This is a genomic window from Delftia sp. (assembly GCF_059499305.1).
The window spans coordinates 403,586-423,821 of the sequence record NZ_JCABYI010000004.1; the positions used below are offsets into that span (position 1 = coordinate 403,586).

A 20,236-nucleotide genomic window follows, 5' to 3' on the forward strand; every position below is an offset into this window, starting at 1 on the left:
GGACCGCCTAGTTTTCGAGAACGACTGGAATCAGTCGGACATCGCGGCCGACAGCTGCTCGATCTGCTCGCTCAGTTCCAGCCAGCGTTCTTCCAGGCTGTCGATCTCGTCGTTGCAGGCCTTGAGGCTGCGGCCTGCTTCGGCCATCTCGGCGGGCGAGATGGGCTGGCTCAGCAGGCCCTCCAGCCGCGTGCGTTCGGCCTGCAGCTGGGGCAGGCGCTTGTCCAGCTGTTCCAGTTCCTTCTTGAACGGCCGGGTCTTCTCGGCCATCTGCTGGCGGGCCAGGGCGGCCAGGCGCCGTTGCTCGCGCTGGTCTCCGGCGCTGGCGGCCGGCGGCGTGGAAGGGGCAGCGGGGGCCGGGGCCAGCGCAGCAGCCACGGGGGCCTGCACTGCAGGTGCTGCAGCTGCTGCACCTGCTGCGGGCTCCACCTGCGCTGCCGCCTTGCTGGTGGCCGCAGCCGCCTGTTCGGCCTTGCGGGCTTCCTCGCGCAGGCGGCGGGATTCTTCCAGCAGGTAGCGCTGGTAGTCGTCCAGGTCGCCGTCGAAGGGGCCGACCACGCCACGGCCGACCAGCCAGAAGTCCTCGCAGACCGAGCGCAGCAGCGCGCGGTCGTGGCTGACCAGCATGACGGTGCCGTCGAAGTCGTTGATGGCCATGGCCAGGGCCTCGCGGGTGGCCAGGTCCAGGTGGTTGGTGGGCTCGTCCAGCAGCAACAGGTTGGGGCGCTGCCAGACGATCATGGCCAGCACCAGGCGGGCCTTTTCGCCGCCGCTCATGCTGCCCACAGCCTGCTTGACCATATCGCCGCTGAAGTTGAACGTGCCCAGGTAGCTGCGCAGGTCCTGCTCGCGGGCCTGCGGGCCGGTGGCGCCGGTGTCCCGTGCCAGGCGGATCATGTGCTCCATGGGGTTTTCGCCGGGACGCAGCACATCCAGTTCCTGCTGGGCGAAGTAGCCGATGTTCAGGCCCTTGCCTTCGGTCACGGTGCCGGCCAGTGCTTTCATCTCGCGCGCAATGGTCTTGACCAGGGTGGACTTGCCCTGGCCGTTGGCGCCCAGGATGCCGATGCGCTGGCCCGCCAGCACCGAGCGGTTGACGCCGCGCAGGATGGTGGTCGCCTGGCCTTCGTCGTCCAGGTAGCCGAATGCGGCGTCCGTGATCGCCAGCATGGGGTTGGGCAGGTTGGCCGGCGGCTTGAACTCGAAGGTGAAATCGGCGCTGGCCAGCATGGGTGCGACCTTTTCCATGCGCTCGATCTGCTTGACGCGGCTTTGCGCCTGCTTGGCCTTGGAGGCCTTGGCCTTGAAGCGGTCGATGAATTTCTGCAGGTGGGCGATCTTGTCCTGCTGGCGCTCGAACGAGGCCTGCTGCAGCAGGATCTGCTGGGCGCGCAGTTCCTCGAACTTGCTGTAGTTGCCGCCATAGCGCGTGACCTGCGCGTTTTCGATGTGCAGCGTGGTGTTGGTGATGGCGTCCAGGAATTCGCGGTCATGGCTGATCACGACCAGGGTGCCGGGGTAGCGCTTGAGCCAGGCTTCCAGCCAGACCAGGGCGTCCAGGTCCAAGTGGTTGGTGGGCTCGTCCAGCAGCAGCAGGTCGGAGGGGCACATCAGCGCGCGCGCCAGCTGCAGGCGCATGCGCCAGCCGCCGGAGAAGCTGTTGACGGGGTGCTCCAGCTCGGAGACCTTGAAGCCCAGGCCCAGGATCAGGGCCTGGGCGCGCGGCACGGCATCGTGGGCGCCGGCATCGGCCAGGTCCACGTGGGCGTGGGCGATGGCCATGCCGTCCTCGCTGGCCTCGGCGGCCGCGAGCTGGGCGTTGAGCTCGCTCAGGCGCGTGTCGCCGTCCAGCACGAACTGGGTGGCCGTCTCCGAGGTCTCTGGCATGTTCTGCGCGACCTGGCCCAGGCGCCATTGCGAAGGGATGGAGAACTCTCCACCGTCCTCGGCCAGGCTGCCGTTGAGCAGGGCGAACAGGCTGGACTTGCCGGCGCCATTGCGTCCGACAAGGCCGACTTTTTCACCAGGGTTGATGGAGACGGAGGTGCTGTCCAGCAGCACGCGGGTGCCGCGGCGCAGGGTAATGTTGCGAAGGCTGATCATGAATGGGCAGGATTATCCCAGCGATTGCGCCAGGGCAGTATTGCCGCCCGCCATGCCCGTGCCCGGCCACGGTGCAAAGCCCTGGTACCAGGCCCTAGATCGGCTGTATGCCCACGCGCTGCATCATGGACTGGGTGAACTGGATCTCGCGCTCGAAACCCTTGGCATAGGCGTCGGCGCTGGTGATGGCGACCTTGCCGCCTTCCTGCTCCAGCAAGGCGATGACCCTGGGCTGCCTGAGCACCTCCTCCAGCGCCGTGCGCAGCCGCTGGACGATGGGCTCGGGCGTGGCGGCCGGCACGGACACGCCGCCCCAGGACGTGAGGTTGACATTGGGCACGCCCAGCTCGGCCAGGGTCTGCACCTGGGGCAGCTTGGCGTTGCGCTGCGGCCCGGCAATGGCCAGCGGCACCAGCTTGCCGGCCAGCACCTGGGGATAGGCCACGGAAAACAGCGGGGCGCCGAAGGCCACCTGCTGGCCCAGCACGGCATTGACCAGTTCCGAGGCGCCCTTGTAGGGCACATGGTTGACCTGCAGGCCCATGCTGGAGGCCAGCATCTCCACGCCCAGGTGCGACGGCGTGCCCACGCCGCCCGAGGCATAGTCCAGCGCGCCGGGCCTGGCCTTGGCGCGGGCGGCCAGGTCATCCAGCGTGCGCATGCCCGAGTCGGCATGCACGACGACCAGGATGTCCGAGCGCGACATGCCCAGCACATGGCGGAAGTCCTTGAACACGTCGTAGCCCGGGCTTTTGTACATGCGCATGGCGGCGGCCATGGGCGAGCCCGAGTACAGCAGGGTGTAGCCGTCCGCCGGTGCCTTGGCCACCTGGCGGGCGCCGATGTTGCCGCCCGCGCCGGCGCGGTTGTCTATCACCACGGGCTGGCCCAGCTGGGCCGACAGCGCCTCGGCCACGATGCGCGCGGCCGTGTCGGGGCTGGTGCCGGCCAGGTAGGGCACCACCCATTTGATGGGGCGCGTGGGCCAGGCGCTGTCGTGCGCTGAGGCTGTGGCGGCCCAGGGCAGGCCTGCAGCAAGCGATGCGGCGCCTGCAGCCCGCAGGAATTGGCGGCGGTCCTGGCCGCTGCTGGTGATGTGTGGCATGGCTTTGTCTCCTGGTCTTTTGTCTTTTCTGTTTGCTGGGGGAGTGCTGGGGCTGGCGGTCAGCCTCAGGCGCCGGCCCGCTCCAGCAGTTCCTTGGCGATGGTGTTGCGCTGTATCTCGCTGGTGCCCGTGAGCACGCGGTACATGCGCAGCATGCGGAACAGGAATTCCACGCGCCGGCCCTGGACGATGCCTTCGCCGCCATGGATCTGCACGGCGCGGTCGGCGATGCGAAACGCCGTCTCCGAGCAGAACAGCTTGCTCATCGAGGCCTGGGCGCGCGCGTCGATGCCGGCGTCGATGGCGCGGGCCGTCTGCACCATCAGCGCGCGCGCGGCCATCCATTCGGTGGCCATGTCGGCCAGCATGTGCTGTATGGACTGGAACTGGGCAATGCTGCGGCCGAATTGCTGGCGCCCCAGCGCATAGTCGCGCGCATCGCGCAGCGCCACCTGCGCCAGCCCCAGCATGGCCGGGCAGTGCAGCAGGCGGTTGACGGTGATGCGGCCCAGCGCCAGGGCCAGGCCCCGGCCCGGCTCGCCGATCAACTGGGCCGCGGGCACGCGGCAGCCGTCGAGCACGATGTCTCCCGTGCTCGATTGACCGGCCATGGTCTTGTAGCCGCTGACCACCTGCACACCCGGTGCATGCAGGTCCACGAAGAAGGCGCTGATCTCGCGCTGCGGGCTGCCCTCGGGCGCGGTCGAGGCCATGAGCACGGCGAAGTCGGCAAACGGCGAGCCCGAGATGAAGCGCTTGCGGCCGTGGAGCACGTAATGGTCGCCTTCCAGCACGGCGCGCGTCTCCAGCGCGCCCGCGTCCGAGCCGGCCGCCGCCTCGGTCAGCGCAAAGCAGATGGACTTTTCGGCGCGTGCCACGGGCAGGATGAACTGCTCCATCTGCAAGGGCGTGGCCTTGCGGATCAGCGCGCCTATGCGCGGCGGGCCGCTGAGTTCGCCCAGCACATGGGGCGCGAAGGGCGATCCCGTGGCGTAGATGGCCTCCTTGACCAGCACCTGGTCGAGCACGGACAGGCCGGCGCCGCCCATGGCCTCGGGCAGGGTCATGCCGTAGAAGCCGCGCGCATGCGACAGCTTCCAGACCTGGCGCAGCAAATCGGTGGAGGCGCTGTTTTCATGGTCCACACCATGCGCGCGGGCGAGGTCGGCCAGTTCGCCGTGGATGAAGGCGTTGAGCGCGTCGATCAGGCCGGCTGCGCGCTCGGAGCCTTCAAAGGGCATTTCCAGCAGGGCAGCGTTGGCGGTGGGGAGTGTGTCTTTGGCGTTCATCTCAGTTCACCTTGCGGGCGTGGTTGGCCCAGTAGGGCGCCTGCACGGCGCGGCGCATGACCTTGCCGTTGGGGTTCTTGGGCAGTTGCTGCACGAATTCGATGTGGCGCGGGCGCTTGAAGCCGCCCAGGCGCTCGGCGCAGAAGCGGTCCAGCGCGGCACTGTCGCCGGCCAGGCCGGGCTTGAGCACGATGTGGGCGGCCACGGCCTCGCCCCATTTGTCGTCGGGGATGGCGAACACGCAGGCATCGGCCACCGAGGCGTGTTCGTAGAGCACGGACTCCACCTCGGACGGATAGACGTTGAAGCCGCCGCTGATGACCATGTCCTTCTTGCGGTCCACGATGTAGACAAAGCCCTGCTCGTCCATGCGGGCCAGGTCGCCCGTGTGGTAGCGGCCGTTTTTGAGCACCTCGGCCGTCAGCTCGGGCGCGCGCCAGTAGCCTGCGAAGACATCGGCGCCGCTGACCACGATCTCGCCGATCTCGCCCTCGGGCACGCGGCGGCCTTCGTCGTCCACCACCTCCACCAGGGATTCCAGAAAGGGCCGGCCGCAGGATGCCAGCCGCTCGGGCCGCGACGCGCGTGCCTGCAGGTGGTCCTGCACCGTCAGGCCGCAGACGCCGGAGGTGGTCTCGCCCGCGCCGTAGCCCTGGGACAGGATGGGGCCGAACACGTCCATGGCCTGCAGGATGCGCGCGGGCGCCATGGGCGCTGCGCCGTAGCCCAGGCGTTGCAGGTCGGGCAGCGGGCGGTAGCGGCCGCCGATCTCGGCCAGCAGCATGTTGATCATGGTGGGCACCATGAAGGTATGGGTGACGCGCCGCGCCTGCATCTCGGCCATGAAGGCGCCCGGCTCGAAGCCCGAGAACAGGTGGATGGTGGCGCCCGTGCACAGCGCCGGCACCATCTGCATGCCCGAGGCGTGGGTGACCGGCCCCACCAGTCCCAGCACATGGCCGGCCTGCATGCCCTCGCCGCGCATCAGGAACTTGCGCAGCTGGGCCAGGCGGTTGCCGAAGGTCTGCATGGCGGCCTTGAGCACGCCCGACGAGCCCGAGGTGTAGTGCAGCACGGCCACCTCGTGCTCGTGCACGTCCACGGGCTGGAAGCGGTCGCTGGCGCGGGCGAGCAGCGCTTCGTAGTTGCTGTCGGCAGGGCCGTCCAGCAGCAGCAGGCGCACGTCGGCAGACTGCAGGTGCGGCTTGAAGGCCTCGGCGCGCGCGGCCGTGGTCACGATGATGGAAGCATCGCTGTTGGCCGCGATATCGCCTACTTCGCGTGGAGACAGGCGTGCGTTGAAGGGCGCCTTGATGAGCCCGGCCTTGTAGCAGGCGATCTCGATCTCCACGATTTCCACGCAATTGGGCAGGTAGATGCCCACGCGGTCGCCGCGGGCCAGCCCCTGGGCAAGCAGGGCGTTCGCCAGGCGGTTGGAGCGCTGCTCAAGCTCTGCGTAGCTGATGCTGCGTGTGGCGCTGGTCACCGCAGGTTGCTCGGCATGGGCCCTGCAGCTGCGTGCGACGAGTTCGCCGACATTGGGTATGGGGAGGGAATGGGGGTGGCCTGCGGTGGGCCGGGATGTCTCGTGCATGGCATTCCTTGGCTGAAGCCGCGCGTTTTGCGCGGCGTGCCATGCACTGTTGCAGAAGAGGACCGGGCCGGGGAAATACCGATTAGTGATTCAGTTGCATCAGAAAAATTGATGTCCAGACCAACCCTTGCCGTTTTTGCTGATGACCATCGGGCTGCCGCACTACGCTGGGCTGCTGCATCACATCTGCTGCGGGTGCTGCCAGCGCGCCTGCCAGAGGCCCGCCGTGATCAGTTGCCGGGCCTGGTCCAGCAGTGCCTGCCGGACCACCTGCAGTGCCGGGTCTCCGCCGCGGTTGGCCTGCACGGCCAGGAAGTAGCGGCGCAGCAGCGCGGGCGCCGCGACCTGGGCCACGATCCAGCCGGGCTGGAGGCCCGTGGGCGCCGCCTTGGCGCCCTCGCGCAGCCAGGCGGGCGCATCGCTCAGCGAGCAGGCGGGCGTGAAGGTGAAGCCCGCGCCGCAGTGGTAGAGCGAGCGGATGACGCGGGCGGAATCGTGTTCGTGGACGATGTTCAACCGCAGCTCCCGCGCATCGGCGGCGGCCTCCACGGTCTGGCGGATGGAAAAGCGGCGCGACTGCAGCACCAGCGGCAGCTGGCAGGCATGGGCAAAGTCCATGTGCGGCAGGCCGCCGTCCGGCGCCGGGCGCAGCAGCGGGGCCACGCTGCCATCGCCATCCTGGCCGCAGACGTAGATGGATTCCTCGGCCATGGGCTGCACCTGCAGGTCATGCAGGCTGGCCGTGTCCACAAGAACGGCCAGGTCGGCGCGCCGGTCCAGCATGGCCTTTTGCACCATCAGGCTCAGGTCGTCGAGCACGAAGATGCGTATGCGCGGGTGGCTGTGGCGCAGGCTGGCAATCAGGGGGCCTGCCAGCAGGCTGGTCAGCAAAAAGGGCAGGGCGATGGTGACCGAGCCTTCGGGGCCTTGGGGCAGGCGCTGTATGCGCTCGCGCATGGCATCGGCGTCGGACAGCAGGCGGCGGGCATCCTCGTACAGCTGCGCGCCGGCCGGGGTGGGGGTCACGCCGGCGTGGCTGCGCTCCAGCAGTTGCGCACCCAGCTCGCCTTCCAGCTTCTTGATCTGCGCCGTGAGCGCGGGCTGGGCCACGTACAGCGAGTGCGCGGCGCGCGAGAGGCTGCCAGCCTCCAGCACGGCGATGAAGTAGCGCAGCGCCCGCAGGTCCATCTCAGCCCAGGGGGCGGTATTGCGGGCGCAGGGCCTCGATATCGCCTTCGGTCCAGGCGCGCAGTGCCTCCTGGGTGATCAGCAGCACCTGCTCGTCGCCCGAGCTGGTGTCCAGCCAGAACACGGGCAGGTCGGGGAAGGCGGCTTCGAAGAAGTCCTTTTCATTGCCGATCTCCAGCACGACCACGCCTTCCTTGGCCAGGCGCGAGGGCAGGTCCTGCAGCAGGCGGCGGATGAAGTCCATGCCGTCGGCGCCGCCGGCCAGCGCCAGCTCGGGCTCGGCCTGGTATTCGGCAGGCAGGCGCGACATGCTGTCGGCGTTCACATAGGGCGGGTTGCACAGCACCAGGTCCCAGGGGCCGGGCAGGGCGGCCAGGCCGTCGCTCTCCAGCAGTTGCACGCGCTCGGCGAGTTCATGGCGGTCCACGTTGATGCGCGCCACGGCCAGCGCGTCGGCCGAGATGTCGGCGCCCGTGACCTCGACCTCGGGCCAGGCCATGGCCGCCAGGCAGGCCAGGCTGCCGTTGCCGGTGCACAGGTCCAGCACGCGGCGCGTGCGGTCGGACAGCCAGCCGTCGATGCTGCCGTCGGCCAGCAGTTCGGCAATGAAGCTGCGCGGCACGATGGCGCGCTCGTCCACGTAGAAGGGCACGCCCTGCAGCCAGGCCTCGCGCGTGAGGTAGGCGGCGGGCTTGCGCGTTCGGATGCGCTCGGCGAACAGCTCGGCCACTTCGGCCTGCTGCTCGGCGCTCACCGGCTGGCTGGCCAGGGACTCGGGCGCGCCCGGCGCCAGTTCGCTGTCCAGTGGCAGGCCCAGCTTCCAGAGCGTGAGCCAGGCCGATTCGTCTTCGGCCGTGGCCGTGCCGTGGCCAAAGGCCACGCCGGCCGCCGTGAGCGCCGCGGCGCCCGAGGCCACGAGGTCGGCGATGGTGCTGCCCGAGATGGCGGGAATATTGGCAGGGGTGGGGGCGGATGTCATCGTCGGCTCCTTGGGCGCGCGTTCAGGCGGCCTGCTGGCGCTGCAGCTCCTGGAGCGTGCGGCGGTAAATGTTCTTGAGGGGCTCGATGTCAGCCACCACGATGTGCTCGTCGATCTTGTGGATGCTGGCGTTGGGCGGGCCCACTTCCACGACCTGGCTGCAGATCTGGGCGATGAAGCGGCCGTCGCTGGTGCCGCCCGTGGTGGACAGCTCGGTCTCCAGGCCGGTCTCGGCGCGGATGGCCGCCTGCACGGCATTCACCAGCGTGCCCGGCGTGGTCAGGAAGGGCTGGCCGCCGATGGTCCAGGCCAGCTCGTACTCCAGTCCATGGCGGTCCAGCACGGCGTGCACGCGCTGCTGCAGCGATTCGGCCGTGGACTCGGTGCAGAAACGGAAGTTGAAGTCGATGGTCACATGGCCGGGGATGACGTTGGATGCGCCCGTGCCGCCATGCATGTTGCTGATCTGCCAGCTGGTGGGCGGGAAGAAGGCGTTGCCCTCGTCCCAGCGCGTGGCGGCCAGTTCGGCCAGGGCCGGCAGGGCCTGGTGGATGGGGTTGCGCGCCAGCTGCGGGTAGGCGATGTGGCCCTGGATGCCCTTGACGGTGAGGCGTCCGCTCATGGTGCCCCGGCGGCCGTTCTTGATCATGTCGCCCGTGCGGTCCACGGAGGTGGGCTCGCCCACGATGCACCAGTCCAGGCGCTCGCCGCGCTCGCGCAGCAGCTCGACCACGACCTTGGTGCCGTCCACCGAAGGGCCTTCCTCGTCGCTGGTCAGCAGCAGGGCAATGTCGAAGGAGGGAGTTGGCGTCTCGGCCAGGAACTCCTCCAGTGCCACGACAAAGGCGGCGATGGAGGTCTTCATGTCGCTGGCGCCGCGGCCGTATAGCTTGCCGTCGCGGTGCGTGGGCACGAAGGGCGGGCTGCTCCACTGCTCCAGGGGGCCGGTGGGCACCACGTCGGTATGGCCGGCAAAGACCAGCACGGGCCGGTCGGTGCCTGCGCCGGAGCGCCTGGCCCAGAGATTGCGCACGCGAAAGCTGTCGGGGCCGCTGTCGATGCGCTCGCAGGCAAAGCCCATGGGCAGCAGGGCATCGGCCAGGAGTTCAAGGCAGCCGGCGTCTTCCGGGGTCACGGATGGCAGGCTGATCAGCTGCTCGGTCAGTTGCAAGGTGCGGGACATGGTGGGAAGGTCAAAAAACAAAAAAGTCGGAGGGCTGGCTGGCGCCAGCGTGCTCCGACATTGTGAACGCTGCAGGCCCGGCCGTTCAGTTCGGCTTGACTTCCAGCATGATTTCGGTGAACGAGGGCATGTCGTCCTCACCGGGCGTGGCCAGTTCGGCGAACTGGCTGGACGGCGCGGCATGGCCGGCCTTGACCACGTCGTTTTCCAGGCGCCACATCAGGTTGGTGGGCGAGTCGGCAAAGGCCAGTCCCTCGGCGCGGTCGATGCGGCCCGAGCGGATCAGCTGGGCCAGCGCCTCTTCAAAGGTCTGCGAGCCTTCGGCCATGGATTTCTCCATGGCCTCCTTGACGCCCGAGAAGTTGCCGCGCTCGATCAGGTCGGCGATCAGCTTGGTGTTGAGCATCACCTCGACGGCCGGCATGCGGCCGCCATCCACGGTGCGCACCAGGCGCTGGGAGATCACGCCCTTGAGCGCTGCCGACAGCTCGCCCAGCATGGTCGGCCGGATTTCCTCGGGGAAGAAGGACAGGATGCGGTTGAGCGCGTGGTAGCTGTTGTTGGCGTGCAGCGTGGCAAGGCACAAATGGCCCGACTGCGCAAAGCCCATGGCCGAGGACATGGTCTCGCGGTCGCGGATCTCGCCGATCAGGATCACGTCGGGCGCCTGGCGCAGCGCATTCTTGAGCGCAACCTGCAGCGATGCCGTGTCGGATCCCACTTCGCGCTGGTTGACGATGGAGCGCTTGTTGCGGAACTGGTATTCGATGGGGTCCTCGATGGTGAGGATGTGGCCCGTGAGCTTTTCATTGCGCGCGTCGATCATCGAGGCCAGCGTCGTGCTCTTGCCCGAGCCCGTGGAGCCCACGACCAGCAGCAGGCCGCGCTTTTGCATGATCAGCTCGCCCAGCACGGGCGGCAGGTTCAGCGTGTCCATGGGCGGGATGTGCTGGGCGATGAAGCGGATCACCACGGCGCAGCTGCCGCGCTGGTGCATGGCGCTGACGCGGAAACGCCCCACGCCGCGCAGCGGCACGCCCATGTTGAGCTCGCCCGTCTCGTCCAGCTCCTGCAGGCGCTCGGCCGGCACGATCTCGGCCAGCAGGCTGCGCGGCGCATCGGGCGGCAGCAGCTGGTTGTTGATGGGGACGCATTCGCCGTTGATCTTGATCAGCGCCGGCGCGTTGACCGCCAGGTAGACGTCGGACGCCTGCTTCTCGCCCATCAGGCGCAAAATCCTCTCCATCGTGCCCATGTGTTCCCCCAAATTCGTGTGCTGTCGCTGTTCTTGGATCGTTGTCACGCGCTTTTGACGTGAAACGGGCGTCCGCTGCCTGGTGGCCGGGGACGCCCTCGAGAGTATGCCTTGGTCCATCCCCTGAACAGGGGATGTTTTGGCGCCGCAACCACGCCTTTGGCGCGGTCCGGATGCAGGTCAATCGCGCAGCAGGTCGTTCAGGCTCGTGGTGGAGCGTGTCTTGGCATCGACCTTCTTGACGATGATGGCGGCGTACATGCTGTAGCGGCCGTTGTCCTTGGGCAGGTTGCCCGACACCACCACCGAGCCGGCGGGCACGCGGCCGTAGCTGGTCTCGCCGGTCGCACGGTCATAGATGGGAGTGGACTGGCCAATGTACACGCCCATGGAGATCACCGAGTTCTCTTCCACGATCACGCCTTCGACGATTTCGGAACGCGCGCCGATGAAGCAGTTGTCCTCGATGATGGTCGGGTTGGCCTGCAGCGGCTCCAGCACGCCGCCCAGGCCCACGCCGCCGGACAGGTGCACGTTCTTGCCGACCTGGGCGCAGGAGCCCACGGTGGCCCAGGTGTCGACCATGGTGCCTTCGTCCACGTAGGCGCCGATGTTCACGTAGGAGGGCATCAGGATGGCGCCCTTGGCCACGAAGCTGCCACGGCGGGCCACGGCCGGAGGCACGACGCGCACGCCGGTGGCGGCGATCTCGGCCTCGGTCATGCCGGCGAACTTGGTGGGCACCTTGTCGAAGAAGTTCAGGTCGCCGGACTGCATCAGCACGTTGTCCTTGAGGCGGAAGGACAGCAGCACGGCCTTCTTGATCCACTGGTGCACGGTCCACTGGCCCACGCCTTCGCGCGTGGCCACGCGCAGCTGGCCGTTGTTCAGGGCTTCGATCACGTGGTCCACGGCCTCGGTCACTTCCTTGGGCGCGGCAGCGGGGGAGAGGCTGGCACGGTTGTCCCAGGCGGTGTCGATGATGGATTGCAGCTGTTGCGTCATATGGCTTTGGTGATCAAAGGGTTTGTGAGGAAAGGGGTGGCCAGGCGTGGCTCAGCGCTGGCGTGATTCTATGAATTGTGCAATGCGCTGGGCCGCCTCCAGGCATTCGGCGGTCTCGGCCACCAGGGCCATGCGCACGCGCCCGGCGCCCGGATTGCGGCCATTGGCCTCGCGCGCCAGGTAGCTGCCGGGCAGCACGGTCACGCCGGTGGCGGCATACAGCTCGCGTGCAAAGTCGGCGTCGTCCAGGCCCAGCGATTCGGGAATGCCGGCCCACAGGTAGAAGCTGGCATCGGGCAGGCGCACATCCATCACGCGCGCCAGCACGGGGGTGACCTGGTTGAACTTTTCGCGGTACAGGCGGCGGTTTTCCTCGACATGGGCCTCGTCGGCCCAGGCCGCGATGCTGGCCGTCTGCACCACGGGGCTCATGGCGCCGCCGTGGTAGGTGCGGTACAGCAAAAAGGCCTTGATCAGGGCCGCATCGCCCGCCACGAAACCGCTGCGCAGGCCAGGCACATTGCTGCGCTTGGACAGGCTGGTGAACATCAGCAGGTTCTTGTAGTCCGTGCGGCCCAGGCGCTGCGCGGCTTCCAGTCCGCCCAGTGGAGGCGTGCCGTCGAAGTAGATCTCGCTATAGCACTCGTCGCTGGCAATCACGAAGCCATGGCGGTCGGACAGCGCAAACAGCTTTTCCCATTCGGCCAGCGGCATCACCGCGCCTGTGGGGTTGCCGGGAGAGCACACGAAGATCAGCTGGGTCTTTTCCCACACGTCGGCGGGAACGCTGTCCCAGTCCACCGCGAAATTGCGCGCGGCATCGCTGGGAGCGTAGTACGGCTGGGCGCCGGCCAGCAGGGTGGCGCCTTCGTAGATCTGATAGAACGGGTTGGGGCAGATCACGCGCGCGCCGTCCTGGCTGGCGTCCACCACGACCTGGGTGAAGGAAAACAGGGCCTCGCGCGAGCCGTTGACCGGCAGCACCTGGGCGGCGGCGTCCAGCGCAATGCCGTAGCGCTGGCGCGCCCACTGGGCGCAGGCTTCGCGCAGCGCGGGCTCGCCGGCTGTGGCCGGGTACTTGGCCAGGCCGCCCAGGTCGGCGCTCAGCGCCTGTTCGATGAAGGGCGGCGTGGCATGGCGGGGCTCTCCGATGCCAAGGCTGATGGGGCGCACGCCCGCCGGTGGCTGGACCCCGGCGAACAGTTTGCGAAGACGCTCAAACGGGTAGGGCTGGAGTCGGGAGAGCAGGGGATTCATGGGCTCGCATTATGGATTGATGCGCTTTCGGCATGCCGTTGTCACAGGGGACTGCGGGTCTGCACGCTGGCTTTTTTGCATTCTGTTACCTATTCTGGCATGGTCTCGACTGGGGCCATGCCAACTCGTGTGGCGGGGCCTCGCAAACGGTGAATTCCAGATACCAATGACAAGAGAGGCAGACAGCTATGCAGGCAGGCGCTGGCATGGAAAAAGATGGAAGCAGGCATCGTAAGCGTACATCCGGCCCAGGTGCCGGCTTCCTCGTATGCACGGTGTGGGCATTGGCGGGGCCGGCGCTGGCGTTGGTGGCCGATTCGCTGGGCCTGGGGCCCTGGGTTTGGGCAGCCTTGCTGCTGTGGGCCGGGCTGCTGCTGGGCGGCATGCACAGGCTCTGGTCGCGGGTGATCGGCGAGCGCGAATTGCTGCAGCAGGCCATGCAGGGCATCGCCCAGGGAGACCTGAGCCAGCGCGTGGCCGTGGAGGCTGCGGCCTCCCAGGAGGGCGCAGGCGACGTCCAGACGCCCAAGGCCTTGCTGGGCGGCATGGTGACCTCGCTGTCGGGCATGGTGGCCGATGTGCGCAGCAATGCGGCCCTGGTGGCGCAGGCCGGGCAACAACTGGTGAACGAGCACCAGGCACTGTCCGATCGCACCGAACTGCAGGCCACCAACCTGGCCCAGACCGTGGTCAGCGTGGAGCAGCTCAGCAGCGCCGTGCAGCACAACGCCGACGTGGTGGGCGTGGTCCACCACCAGGCCAGCGCGGTGCGCGGCGCGGCCGATGAAGGCGTGGTGGCCATGGGCCGCGCCGTGGAGTCGGTGGAGACCATTGAAAGCAGCGCCGGCCGCATGCGCGAGATCATTGGTGTGATCGACGGCATTGCGTTTCAGACCAACATCCTGGCGCTCAACGCTGCCGTGGAGGCGGCGCGTGCGGGCGAGCAGGGCCGCGGCTTTGCCGTGGTGGCCAGCGAGGTGCGCTCCCTGGCCGGCCGCTCGGCCGAGGCGGCGCGCGAGATCCGCCACCTGATCGGCGATGCGCTGGCCCAGGTGGAGCACAGCACCGAGTTGATCCGCACGGCCGGGCGAGGCATGGAGCGCGTGACCGAAGGCATTCGCCAGGTGGCCGAGCACATGGGAGAGCTGTCGCAGTCCACCGGCAGCCAGAGCACGGGCCTGGCCGAGATCAGCCGCGCCGTGCACCAGATCGACGAGATCACCCAGCACAACGCGCAGATGGTGGGCCACGCGCTGGACCAGGCACGCGCGCTGCAGCAGCGCGCGCAGATGCTGTCAGGGGCGGTGTCGCGCTTTCGGCTGCAGCAGGGCACGGCGGAGGAGGCCGTGGCCCTGGTCGAGTCGGCCCTGGGCCTGGCGCGGCGCGGAGTGGCCACCGAGGCACTGCTGGCCGCCGTGAACGACCCCGGCCAGCCCTTCCATGACCGCGATATGTACGTTTTCGCCCTGGCCGCCGACGGCAGCTACCGCGCCTTTGGCGGCAACCCTGCGCGTGTGGGCGTGCGCGTGCAGGAGCTGCCAGGCGTGCGGGGTGAGCAGCTGCTGGCCGACATCATTGCCCAGGCCGAGCGCGGCCCAGGCTGGGTGGAGTACGACTTCAGAAACCCTGCCACGCAACAGGTACAGACCAAGATGTCCTTCGTCTGCAAGCATGGCGGGCTGTACTGGGGATGCGGCGTCTACAAGAGTCTGGCGCTGGCGGCCTAGCCTTGGCCTGGAAGGCAGACTGCCGCCTGGCGGGCTTCACTGGCACGCGTTCGGCGATGGACCGCCGCCCGCGCGCTGGGCACGTGCGCGGGCCAGGATGGCGGCGATGGTGGCCTGCTTGCTCTCGGCCACGGGAGGTGCGGGGCAGGGTGCTTGAGGGCTGGCGTCGTCGGCTGCTGCCTGCTCTGCCTGCGCAAGAGGCGTCGGTGCCCGGCTTGCACTCAAACGCTCGCGCTCCACTTCACGCTCGCGGTGCAGCACATAGCGCTGGCGCGCATGCTCGGCCTGCTGGGGGCTCCAGGCAGACCAGCCTGTGGCCGGGCCGCTGGCGTTGTGCAGTTCGATGCAATCGACCGGACACACGGGAATGCACAGTTCGCATCCCGTGCAGTGGGCTGCGATCACCGTGTGCATGAACTTGTTGGCCCCCAGGATGGCATCCGTGGGGCAGGCCTTGATGCACAGGGTGCAACCGATGCACCAGGCCTCGTCGATCACCGCCACGGTGCGCGGGGCTTCCATGCCGTGCTCGGCGCTCAGCGCAACAACGGGCCGACCCGTCAATGCGGCCAGCCGCTCCACGCCCGCAGCGCCGCCCGGTGGGCACTGGTTGATGCCAGCCTCGCCCGAGGCCACGGCCTGGGCGTAGCTGGCGCAGTCAGGGAAGCCGCAACGCGTGCACTGCGTCTGCGGCAGCGCGGCGTCTATGCGCGCTGCCAGATCGTCGCGGGCGAGCATGGCGGTGGAGGACATGGCGTGGCGGGCTTGCTCGGGAATCAGCCTGCCTGCACCTTGGCGCCACGCTTGCGTGGCTGCTCGGCGGCCGTTGGCGCGTCATCGCTCAGGCTGCTGGCATGGCCTGCAGCGCTGGCGGCGGTGGCGCTCTCGGGCTGGTGGGTGCTGATGAATTCGCGCACCTGCGGATAGACGATCTCTCGCCAGCGGCGGCCGCTGAAAATCCCATAGTGTCCCGCGCCCGGCACTTCAAGGTGCCTGCGCTGATCCGCGGCAATGCCCGTGCACAGATCGTGCGCAGCCCGCGTCTGGCCGGAGCCGGAGATGTCGTCCAGCTCGCCTTCGATGGTCAGCAGGGCGCTGCCCTTGATGTCCTGCGGGCGCACCAGTTCAACCTTGTCCTCGGGCGAACGCACTTCCCAGGTGCCATGGACCAGCTTGTAGTCCTGGAACACCGTGGCGATGGTCTCGAGGTAGTAGTCGGCATCCATGTCGAGCACGGCGTTGTACTCGTCATAGAACTTGCGGTGGTGCTCGGCGCTGGCGTCGTCACCCTTGATCAGGTCCTTGAAGTAGTCGTAGTGGCTCTTGGCGTGGCGATCCGGGTTCATGGCCACGAAGCCCGAGTACTGCAGGAAGCCGGGGTAGACGCGGCGACCCACGCCCGGATAGCCTTCGGGCACGCGGTAGATCACATTGTTCTCGAACCACTCGAAGCTGCGGTTCTGCGCCAGGTTGTTCACCGAGGTCGGCGAGCGGCGCGCATCGATGGGGCCGCCCATCATGGTCATGGACAGCGGAGGCGTCTCGCCACGGCTGGCCATCAGCGACACGGCCGCCAGCACCGGCACCGTGGGCTGGCAGACGCTGACCACATGGCACTGGCCGTACTTGCCCTGCAGGTAGCGGATGAACTCCTGCACATAGTTCACGTAGTCGTCGAGGTGGAACTCGCCATCGGCCAGCGGCACCAGGCGGGCGTTCTTCCAGTCGGTGATGTAGACCTTGTGGTCGCCCAGCATGCTTTGCACCGTATCGCGCAGCAGCGTGGCGTAGTGGCCCGACAGCGGCGCGACGATCAGCACCACGGGCTGGCTCAGCATGGTCTGCAGTGTCTCGGTGTCGTCGGAGAAGCGCTTGAAGCGGCGCAGCTCGCAAAACGGCTTGTCCACTTCGACCCGCTCGCGGATCGTCACGTCCACGCCGCCGACATCGACGCTGCGCAGGTTGAACTCGGGCTTTTCGTAATCCTTGCCCAGGCGGTAGAACAGGTCGAACCCGGCGGCCATGCGCTGGGACATCGGACCCTGGCTCAGCAGCGAGTGGGGGTTGCTGTAGAGCTTGGCTGCAGCCTGCGCGAAATCGGCAAAGGGCTCGACCATGGCGCGCTGGATTTCGTAGAGCTGATAGAGCATGGATACAAGGGGTTGTTTGGATTTGTTGCAGTGCAATATATCAGCAGCACGCTAAGAAAATTGGTAGTAAAACCCCTCTAATGCTGTCGCTTAAGTGATAGCTTGACTGATGGTTGTAAGCTGGCGGCCGCCCAGCCCCCGGCATTCCTGCAATGCAGTGCGGCGCGCTAGGCGGCAAGCGCCGCTTCGGCCGGTTTGGTGCGCGCAAGCCGCATCACCTCTGAAGGCGGCAACTGCTTGAACTGGTGGTTGCTCCACACCTGGCGCCAGCGCCGCGCACCTGCCAGCCCGTTGCGCAACCCCAACATATGGCGGGCTATCGAATACCAGTGCGTGCCGTGCGTGCGCGCCTCTCGCTCCATGTAGGCCACCATCTGCTCCTCGATGGACTCGCGCGTGTGCTCCACGCCAGCATCGCCGTAGTACAGCGCATCCCACGAGGCCAGCCACCAGGGGTTGTGATAGGCCTCACGCCCCACCATCACGCCATCGACCTGCTGCAGCAGCTCCTGCACGGTGGCGTCGGCCTTGATGCCGCCATTGATGGCAATGGTCAGCTGCGGAAAATCCTGCTTGAGCCGGGCCACGATCTCGTAGCGCAGCGGCGGGATCTCGCGGTTTTCCTTGGGAGACAAGCCTTTGAGCCAGGCATTGCGTGCGTGAACGATGAACACGCGGCATCCCGCATCGGCCACCGTGCCCACGAAGTCGCGCACGAATTCGTAGCTCTCGTCCTTGTCGATGCCGATGCGGTGCTTCACCGTGACAGGCACGTCCACCACATCCACCATGGCCTTCACGCAATCGGCCACCAGCGGCGCCTCATTCATCAGGCAGGCGCCAAATGCACCGCGCTGCACCCGCTCGCTGGGGCAGCCGCAGTTCAGATTGATCTCGTCATATCCCCACTGCGCTCCCAACCGTGCAGCCTGCGCCAGATCCGACGGCTCGCTGCCGCCGAGCTGCAACGCCACCGGATGCTCCTCGGCCTCGAACCGCAGATGCCGTGGCACATCACCGTGCAGCAGTGCGCCCGTGGTCACCATCTCGGTATACAGCAGGGTATGGCGGCTCAGCAGTCGGTGCAGGTAGCGGCAGTGCTTGTCAGTCCAGTCCATCATGGGCGCCACGGACATGCGCCACATGCTGGAAGATGCTTGATTTTCTACGTTTGTCATTGATCTGATTGGGTTTTTTGCTCTGGCGTCGTTGCCTGGTTCTTCGCCATCCAACCCCGTTTTTGCTGATTTTCTCGCTGGCTTTGCCACATCCTTCACCTGTCGCAAAACAGATGGGACCATCACTTCACGCAAGCGCACGGATGGCTTGCTTGCCCGCTTGCCTGCACCGCACAGATCCGGCTGATGGAGAACGGCACGTTTGTCCACCGCGAAAGCCAGGCCTACCGTCGGAAAGTGCTGGCCAATGGGTGGCTGCGCAGGCGCGAGCACGAGATGGACCAGGAGCACGCTTCTGGCCAGGCGCCAGGCCGTGCGCAAGAAAATTTCAGTGGGGGAGCCACTGCGGGATTATGTCAGTGCGGTCAAAAACGTGACTGAGTGGGGCCGTTGCAAAAAGGCCGGCATCGCGCGACTGCAGGCCTCTGGTCGGGCCGACCTCCAGGCCGCCAAGCTCACGGTGCAGGATCTGATGGGCCACACCAAGAAGCGGCGCACGGAAGACGAGGCCGGCCCGCCGCCGTGCTCAATGACATGGTGTGGCTGCGCCAGGTCTTCCTGCATGCTTCGGCCGCGCGCGGCATTGATGCGCCGCTGCAGGTGCTGGACCGCGCCAGGCTCAAGCTGCTGCGCACGCGGGTGCCCGCCTACGCGGCCGGGCTTCAAGCGTGGCCGACAAGACTGCCTTGAATCCAAGTGAGAGCTCTGCCTGGAGCAAATTTCATCCATTGCGCGAAACTGGGGTAATGGTAGCTAGATGTAAGTGAGTGGCGAGAAGCGGATAAATTTGATCTTAAAGAATTTCTATCTGCACATTGCTTTTCGATGGCATATTGGCGAGGCCATGCATCGAATAAGACAAATGGAGGCACGCCAAATGAATGTTAAAGAGAGGCAAGAATCATTCGCGCCGCAATCGCGGTTGCAAGCATTGATGGTTGATTGCGAGGTGGAAGATTTTTCAGGGTTGGGCCTGTTGCTCGGTCAGGCTGGATATGATACGCGAATGGCGGCAAGTGCGCCGGAAGCGTTGGCTGAGTTTGCTGGTGGACGAATTGATTTGTTGATATGCAATACGCGTGTAATTGACAAGGATGGTGGGCAGTGGCTGGAAAATCTCGTTGGGCAGTCCCCTGATCTGTTCGTGATTTTTCTTTCGGAATGCAGTCCCGTGGCAATTACGAAAGGCCTTGGTCGGTTGCTGGGCTTGCACCGCCATATAGTCAAACCTTGGAATAGTGAGCAATTTTTGGCTGTCATTGAGCAACTGAATGATCAAAAAATTACACGCTATGAGAATATTCGGCTAGAGCAAAAAAATAGAGCGCTGACGAAGGAGTTGGCAGAACTAAATGCAGCTGTTGAGCTGACTGCCCATGAGCATGACGACGAATTGTTGGAGGCGCATAGGAAACTTAAAAAAAGCTTCGTCGCATCGATCCGAATGTTTTCAAATCTGCTTGAGTGGCGAGGGGGGATACTTGCCGGACATTCAAGACGCGTTGCGGATCTAACCCGCCGAACCGCAAGTATTATGCAGCTAAGTGAAGCAGAGCAGCAGAATGCTTTTGTCGCTGCGCTCATTCATGATATCGCTCATATTACTCTTCCCGATGGGATGTTAAGCAAGCCCGTCCCAAGTTTAAGTCATGAGGAACTGGATAAGTATAGAAACCATAGCAGTTTGGGAGAGCAACTGCTTCTGTCGATAGATGATGCGCATCTTGTCGCTACTCTCGTCAGGTCTCACCATGAGCGATTCGATGGAGCAGGTTACCCTGATGGCCTAAAGGGGAAGGATATTCCAATAGGTGCTCGCATAATTGCGGTTGCTGATTTTTACGATGACCTGATGGTGGGGCATTTGAGCAGTAAGCCGCTAACTTGCGCAGAGGCAAGAACGCTCATTTCGCATAGTAGAGGAGCACAATTTGATCCAGAGGTTGTGGATGCTTTCTTGCAAATTGTGATTCAGGCGACCCCTGCTCCCGACCCGGCTCCAATTAATGTTCCCTGTTCAGAATTGAGGCCAGGGATGATTTTGGCTCAAGACTTCGTATCGAGGGAAGGCTTGGTCTTGCTTACAGCAGGTCGAGTTTTGACGCCAGAGTTGATACGCAGAATGCAATTGCGTGTTGATCTTGGTCGAAAGTTTCCAATTCGTGCTGTAGCGACGGCTGTTTGATTGGATTGAGTAATTATTTTGGTCTGGACTTGGTCCAG

The 20,236-nt window shown here is 66.0% G+C and carries 16 protein-coding genes; 3 read left to right on the forward strand and 13 right to left on the reverse strand.

The window, feature by feature from the left end:
- Positions 1-30: 30 nt before the first annotated feature.
- The 10 genes from AC5I49_RS03635 to dapC form a co-directional block, all read right to left on the reverse strand.
- On the reverse strand, positions 31-2,103 hold the full coding sequence (locus AC5I49_RS03635) for an ABC-F family ATP-binding cassette domain-containing protein (RefSeq protein WP_495788845.1): 2,073 nt from the start codon (positions 2,101-2,103) through the stop codon (positions 31-33).
- 94 nt (positions 2,104-2,197) lie between these two features.
- Positions 2,198-3,208: a tripartite tricarboxylate transporter substrate binding protein gene (locus tag AC5I49_RS03640; RefSeq protein ID WP_495788846.1), complete on the reverse strand. Its 1,011-nt coding sequence runs from the start codon at positions 3,206-3,208 to the stop codon at positions 2,198-2,200.
- 65 nt (positions 3,209-3,273) lie between these two features.
- Entirely contained in the window at positions 3,274-4,497 is a 1,224-nt protein-coding gene (locus AC5I49_RS03645) for an acyl-CoA dehydrogenase family protein (protein WP_016453489.1), read from the reverse strand.
- A gap of 1 nt (position 4,498) precedes the next feature.
- Positions 4,499-6,091: a class I adenylate-forming enzyme family protein gene (locus tag AC5I49_RS03650; protein ID WP_209671210.1), complete on the reverse strand. Its 1,593-nt coding sequence runs from the start codon at positions 6,089-6,091 to the stop codon at positions 4,499-4,501.
- Between the two features lie 180 nt (positions 6,092-6,271).
- On the reverse strand, positions 6,272-7,279 hold the full coding sequence (locus AC5I49_RS03655; RefSeq protein ID WP_495788847.1) for a LysR family transcriptional regulator: 1,008 nt from the start codon (positions 7,277-7,279) through the stop codon (positions 6,272-6,274).
- A 1-nt stretch (position 7,280) separates the two neighbouring features.
- On the reverse strand, positions 7,281-8,258 hold the full coding sequence (gene prmB / locus AC5I49_RS03660; protein WP_046238306.1) for a 50S ribosomal protein L3 N(5)-glutamine methyltransferase: 978 nt from the start codon (positions 8,256-8,258) through the stop codon (positions 7,281-7,283).
- A gap of 22 nt (positions 8,259-8,280) precedes the next feature.
- On the reverse strand, positions 8,281-9,441 hold the full coding sequence (dapE, locus tag AC5I49_RS03665; RefSeq protein ID WP_016445942.1) for a succinyl-diaminopimelate desuccinylase: 1,161 nt from the start codon (positions 9,439-9,441) through the stop codon (positions 8,281-8,283).
- A gap of 85 nt (positions 9,442-9,526) precedes the next feature.
- Positions 9,527-10,696: a PilT/PilU family type 4a pilus ATPase gene (locus AC5I49_RS03670; protein WP_016445943.1), complete on the reverse strand. Its 1,170-nt coding sequence runs from the start codon at positions 10,694-10,696 to the stop codon at positions 9,527-9,529.
- A 180-nt stretch (positions 10,697-10,876) separates the two neighbouring features.
- Positions 10,877-11,701, reverse strand: a complete 825-nt coding sequence (gene dapD / locus AC5I49_RS03675) for a 2,3,4,5-tetrahydropyridine-2,6-dicarboxylate N-succinyltransferase (protein WP_012205450.1) — start codon at positions 11,699-11,701, stop codon at positions 10,877-10,879.
- A 51-nt stretch (positions 11,702-11,752) separates the two neighbouring features.
- Positions 11,753-12,958 carry a succinyldiaminopimelate transaminase gene (dapC, locus tag AC5I49_RS03680; protein ID WP_026062293.1) on the reverse strand — a complete coding sequence of 402 codons (1,206 nt, stop codon included), beginning with the start codon at positions 12,956-12,958 and terminating at the stop codon, positions 11,753-11,755.
- Between the two features lie 188 nt (positions 12,959-13,146).
- On the opposite strand from dapC, the gene AC5I49_RS03685 reads away from it, so the two are divergent.
- Entirely contained in the window at positions 13,147-14,685 is a 1,539-nt protein-coding gene (locus tag AC5I49_RS03685) for a methyl-accepting chemotaxis protein (protein ID WP_074922264.1), read from the forward strand.
- A gap of 36 nt (positions 14,686-14,721) precedes the next feature.
- Here AC5I49_RS03685 and AC5I49_RS03690 read toward each other — a convergent pair whose 3' ends face one another.
- The 3 genes from AC5I49_RS03690 to dusA form a co-directional block, all read right to left on the reverse strand.
- Positions 14,722-15,438 (reverse strand): RnfABCDGE type electron transport complex subunit B, encoded by a 717-nt coding sequence (locus AC5I49_RS03690; RefSeq protein ID WP_017405044.1) that lies wholly within the window; start codon positions 15,436-15,438, stop codon positions 14,722-14,724.
- Between the two features lie 23 nt (positions 15,439-15,461).
- A complete protein-coding gene (locus AC5I49_RS03695; protein ID WP_016445947.1) occupies positions 15,462-16,835 on the reverse strand; it encodes a polyhydroxyalkanoate depolymerase in 1,374 nt (457 codons plus the stop codon).
- 167 nt (positions 16,836-17,002) lie between these two features.
- A complete protein-coding gene (gene dusA / locus AC5I49_RS03700; RefSeq protein ID WP_080650078.1) occupies positions 17,003-18,013 on the reverse strand; it encodes a tRNA dihydrouridine(20/20a) synthase DusA in 1,011 nt (336 codons plus the stop codon).
- A gap of 522 nt (positions 18,014-18,535) precedes the next feature.
- On the opposite strand from dusA, the gene AC5I49_RS03705 reads away from it, so the two are divergent.
- The gene (locus AC5I49_RS03705) at positions 18,536-18,703 is read left to right on the forward strand and encodes a hypothetical protein (protein ID WP_156493777.1); all 168 of its coding nucleotides are present in this window, start codon (positions 18,536-18,538) and stop codon (positions 18,701-18,703) included.
- A 73-nt stretch (positions 18,704-18,776) separates the two neighbouring features.
- A complete protein-coding gene (locus AC5I49_RS03710; protein WP_495788848.1) occupies positions 18,777-20,198 on the forward strand; it encodes an HD domain-containing phosphohydrolase in 1,422 nt (473 codons plus the stop codon).
- Positions 20,199-20,236 lie beyond the last annotated feature (38 nt).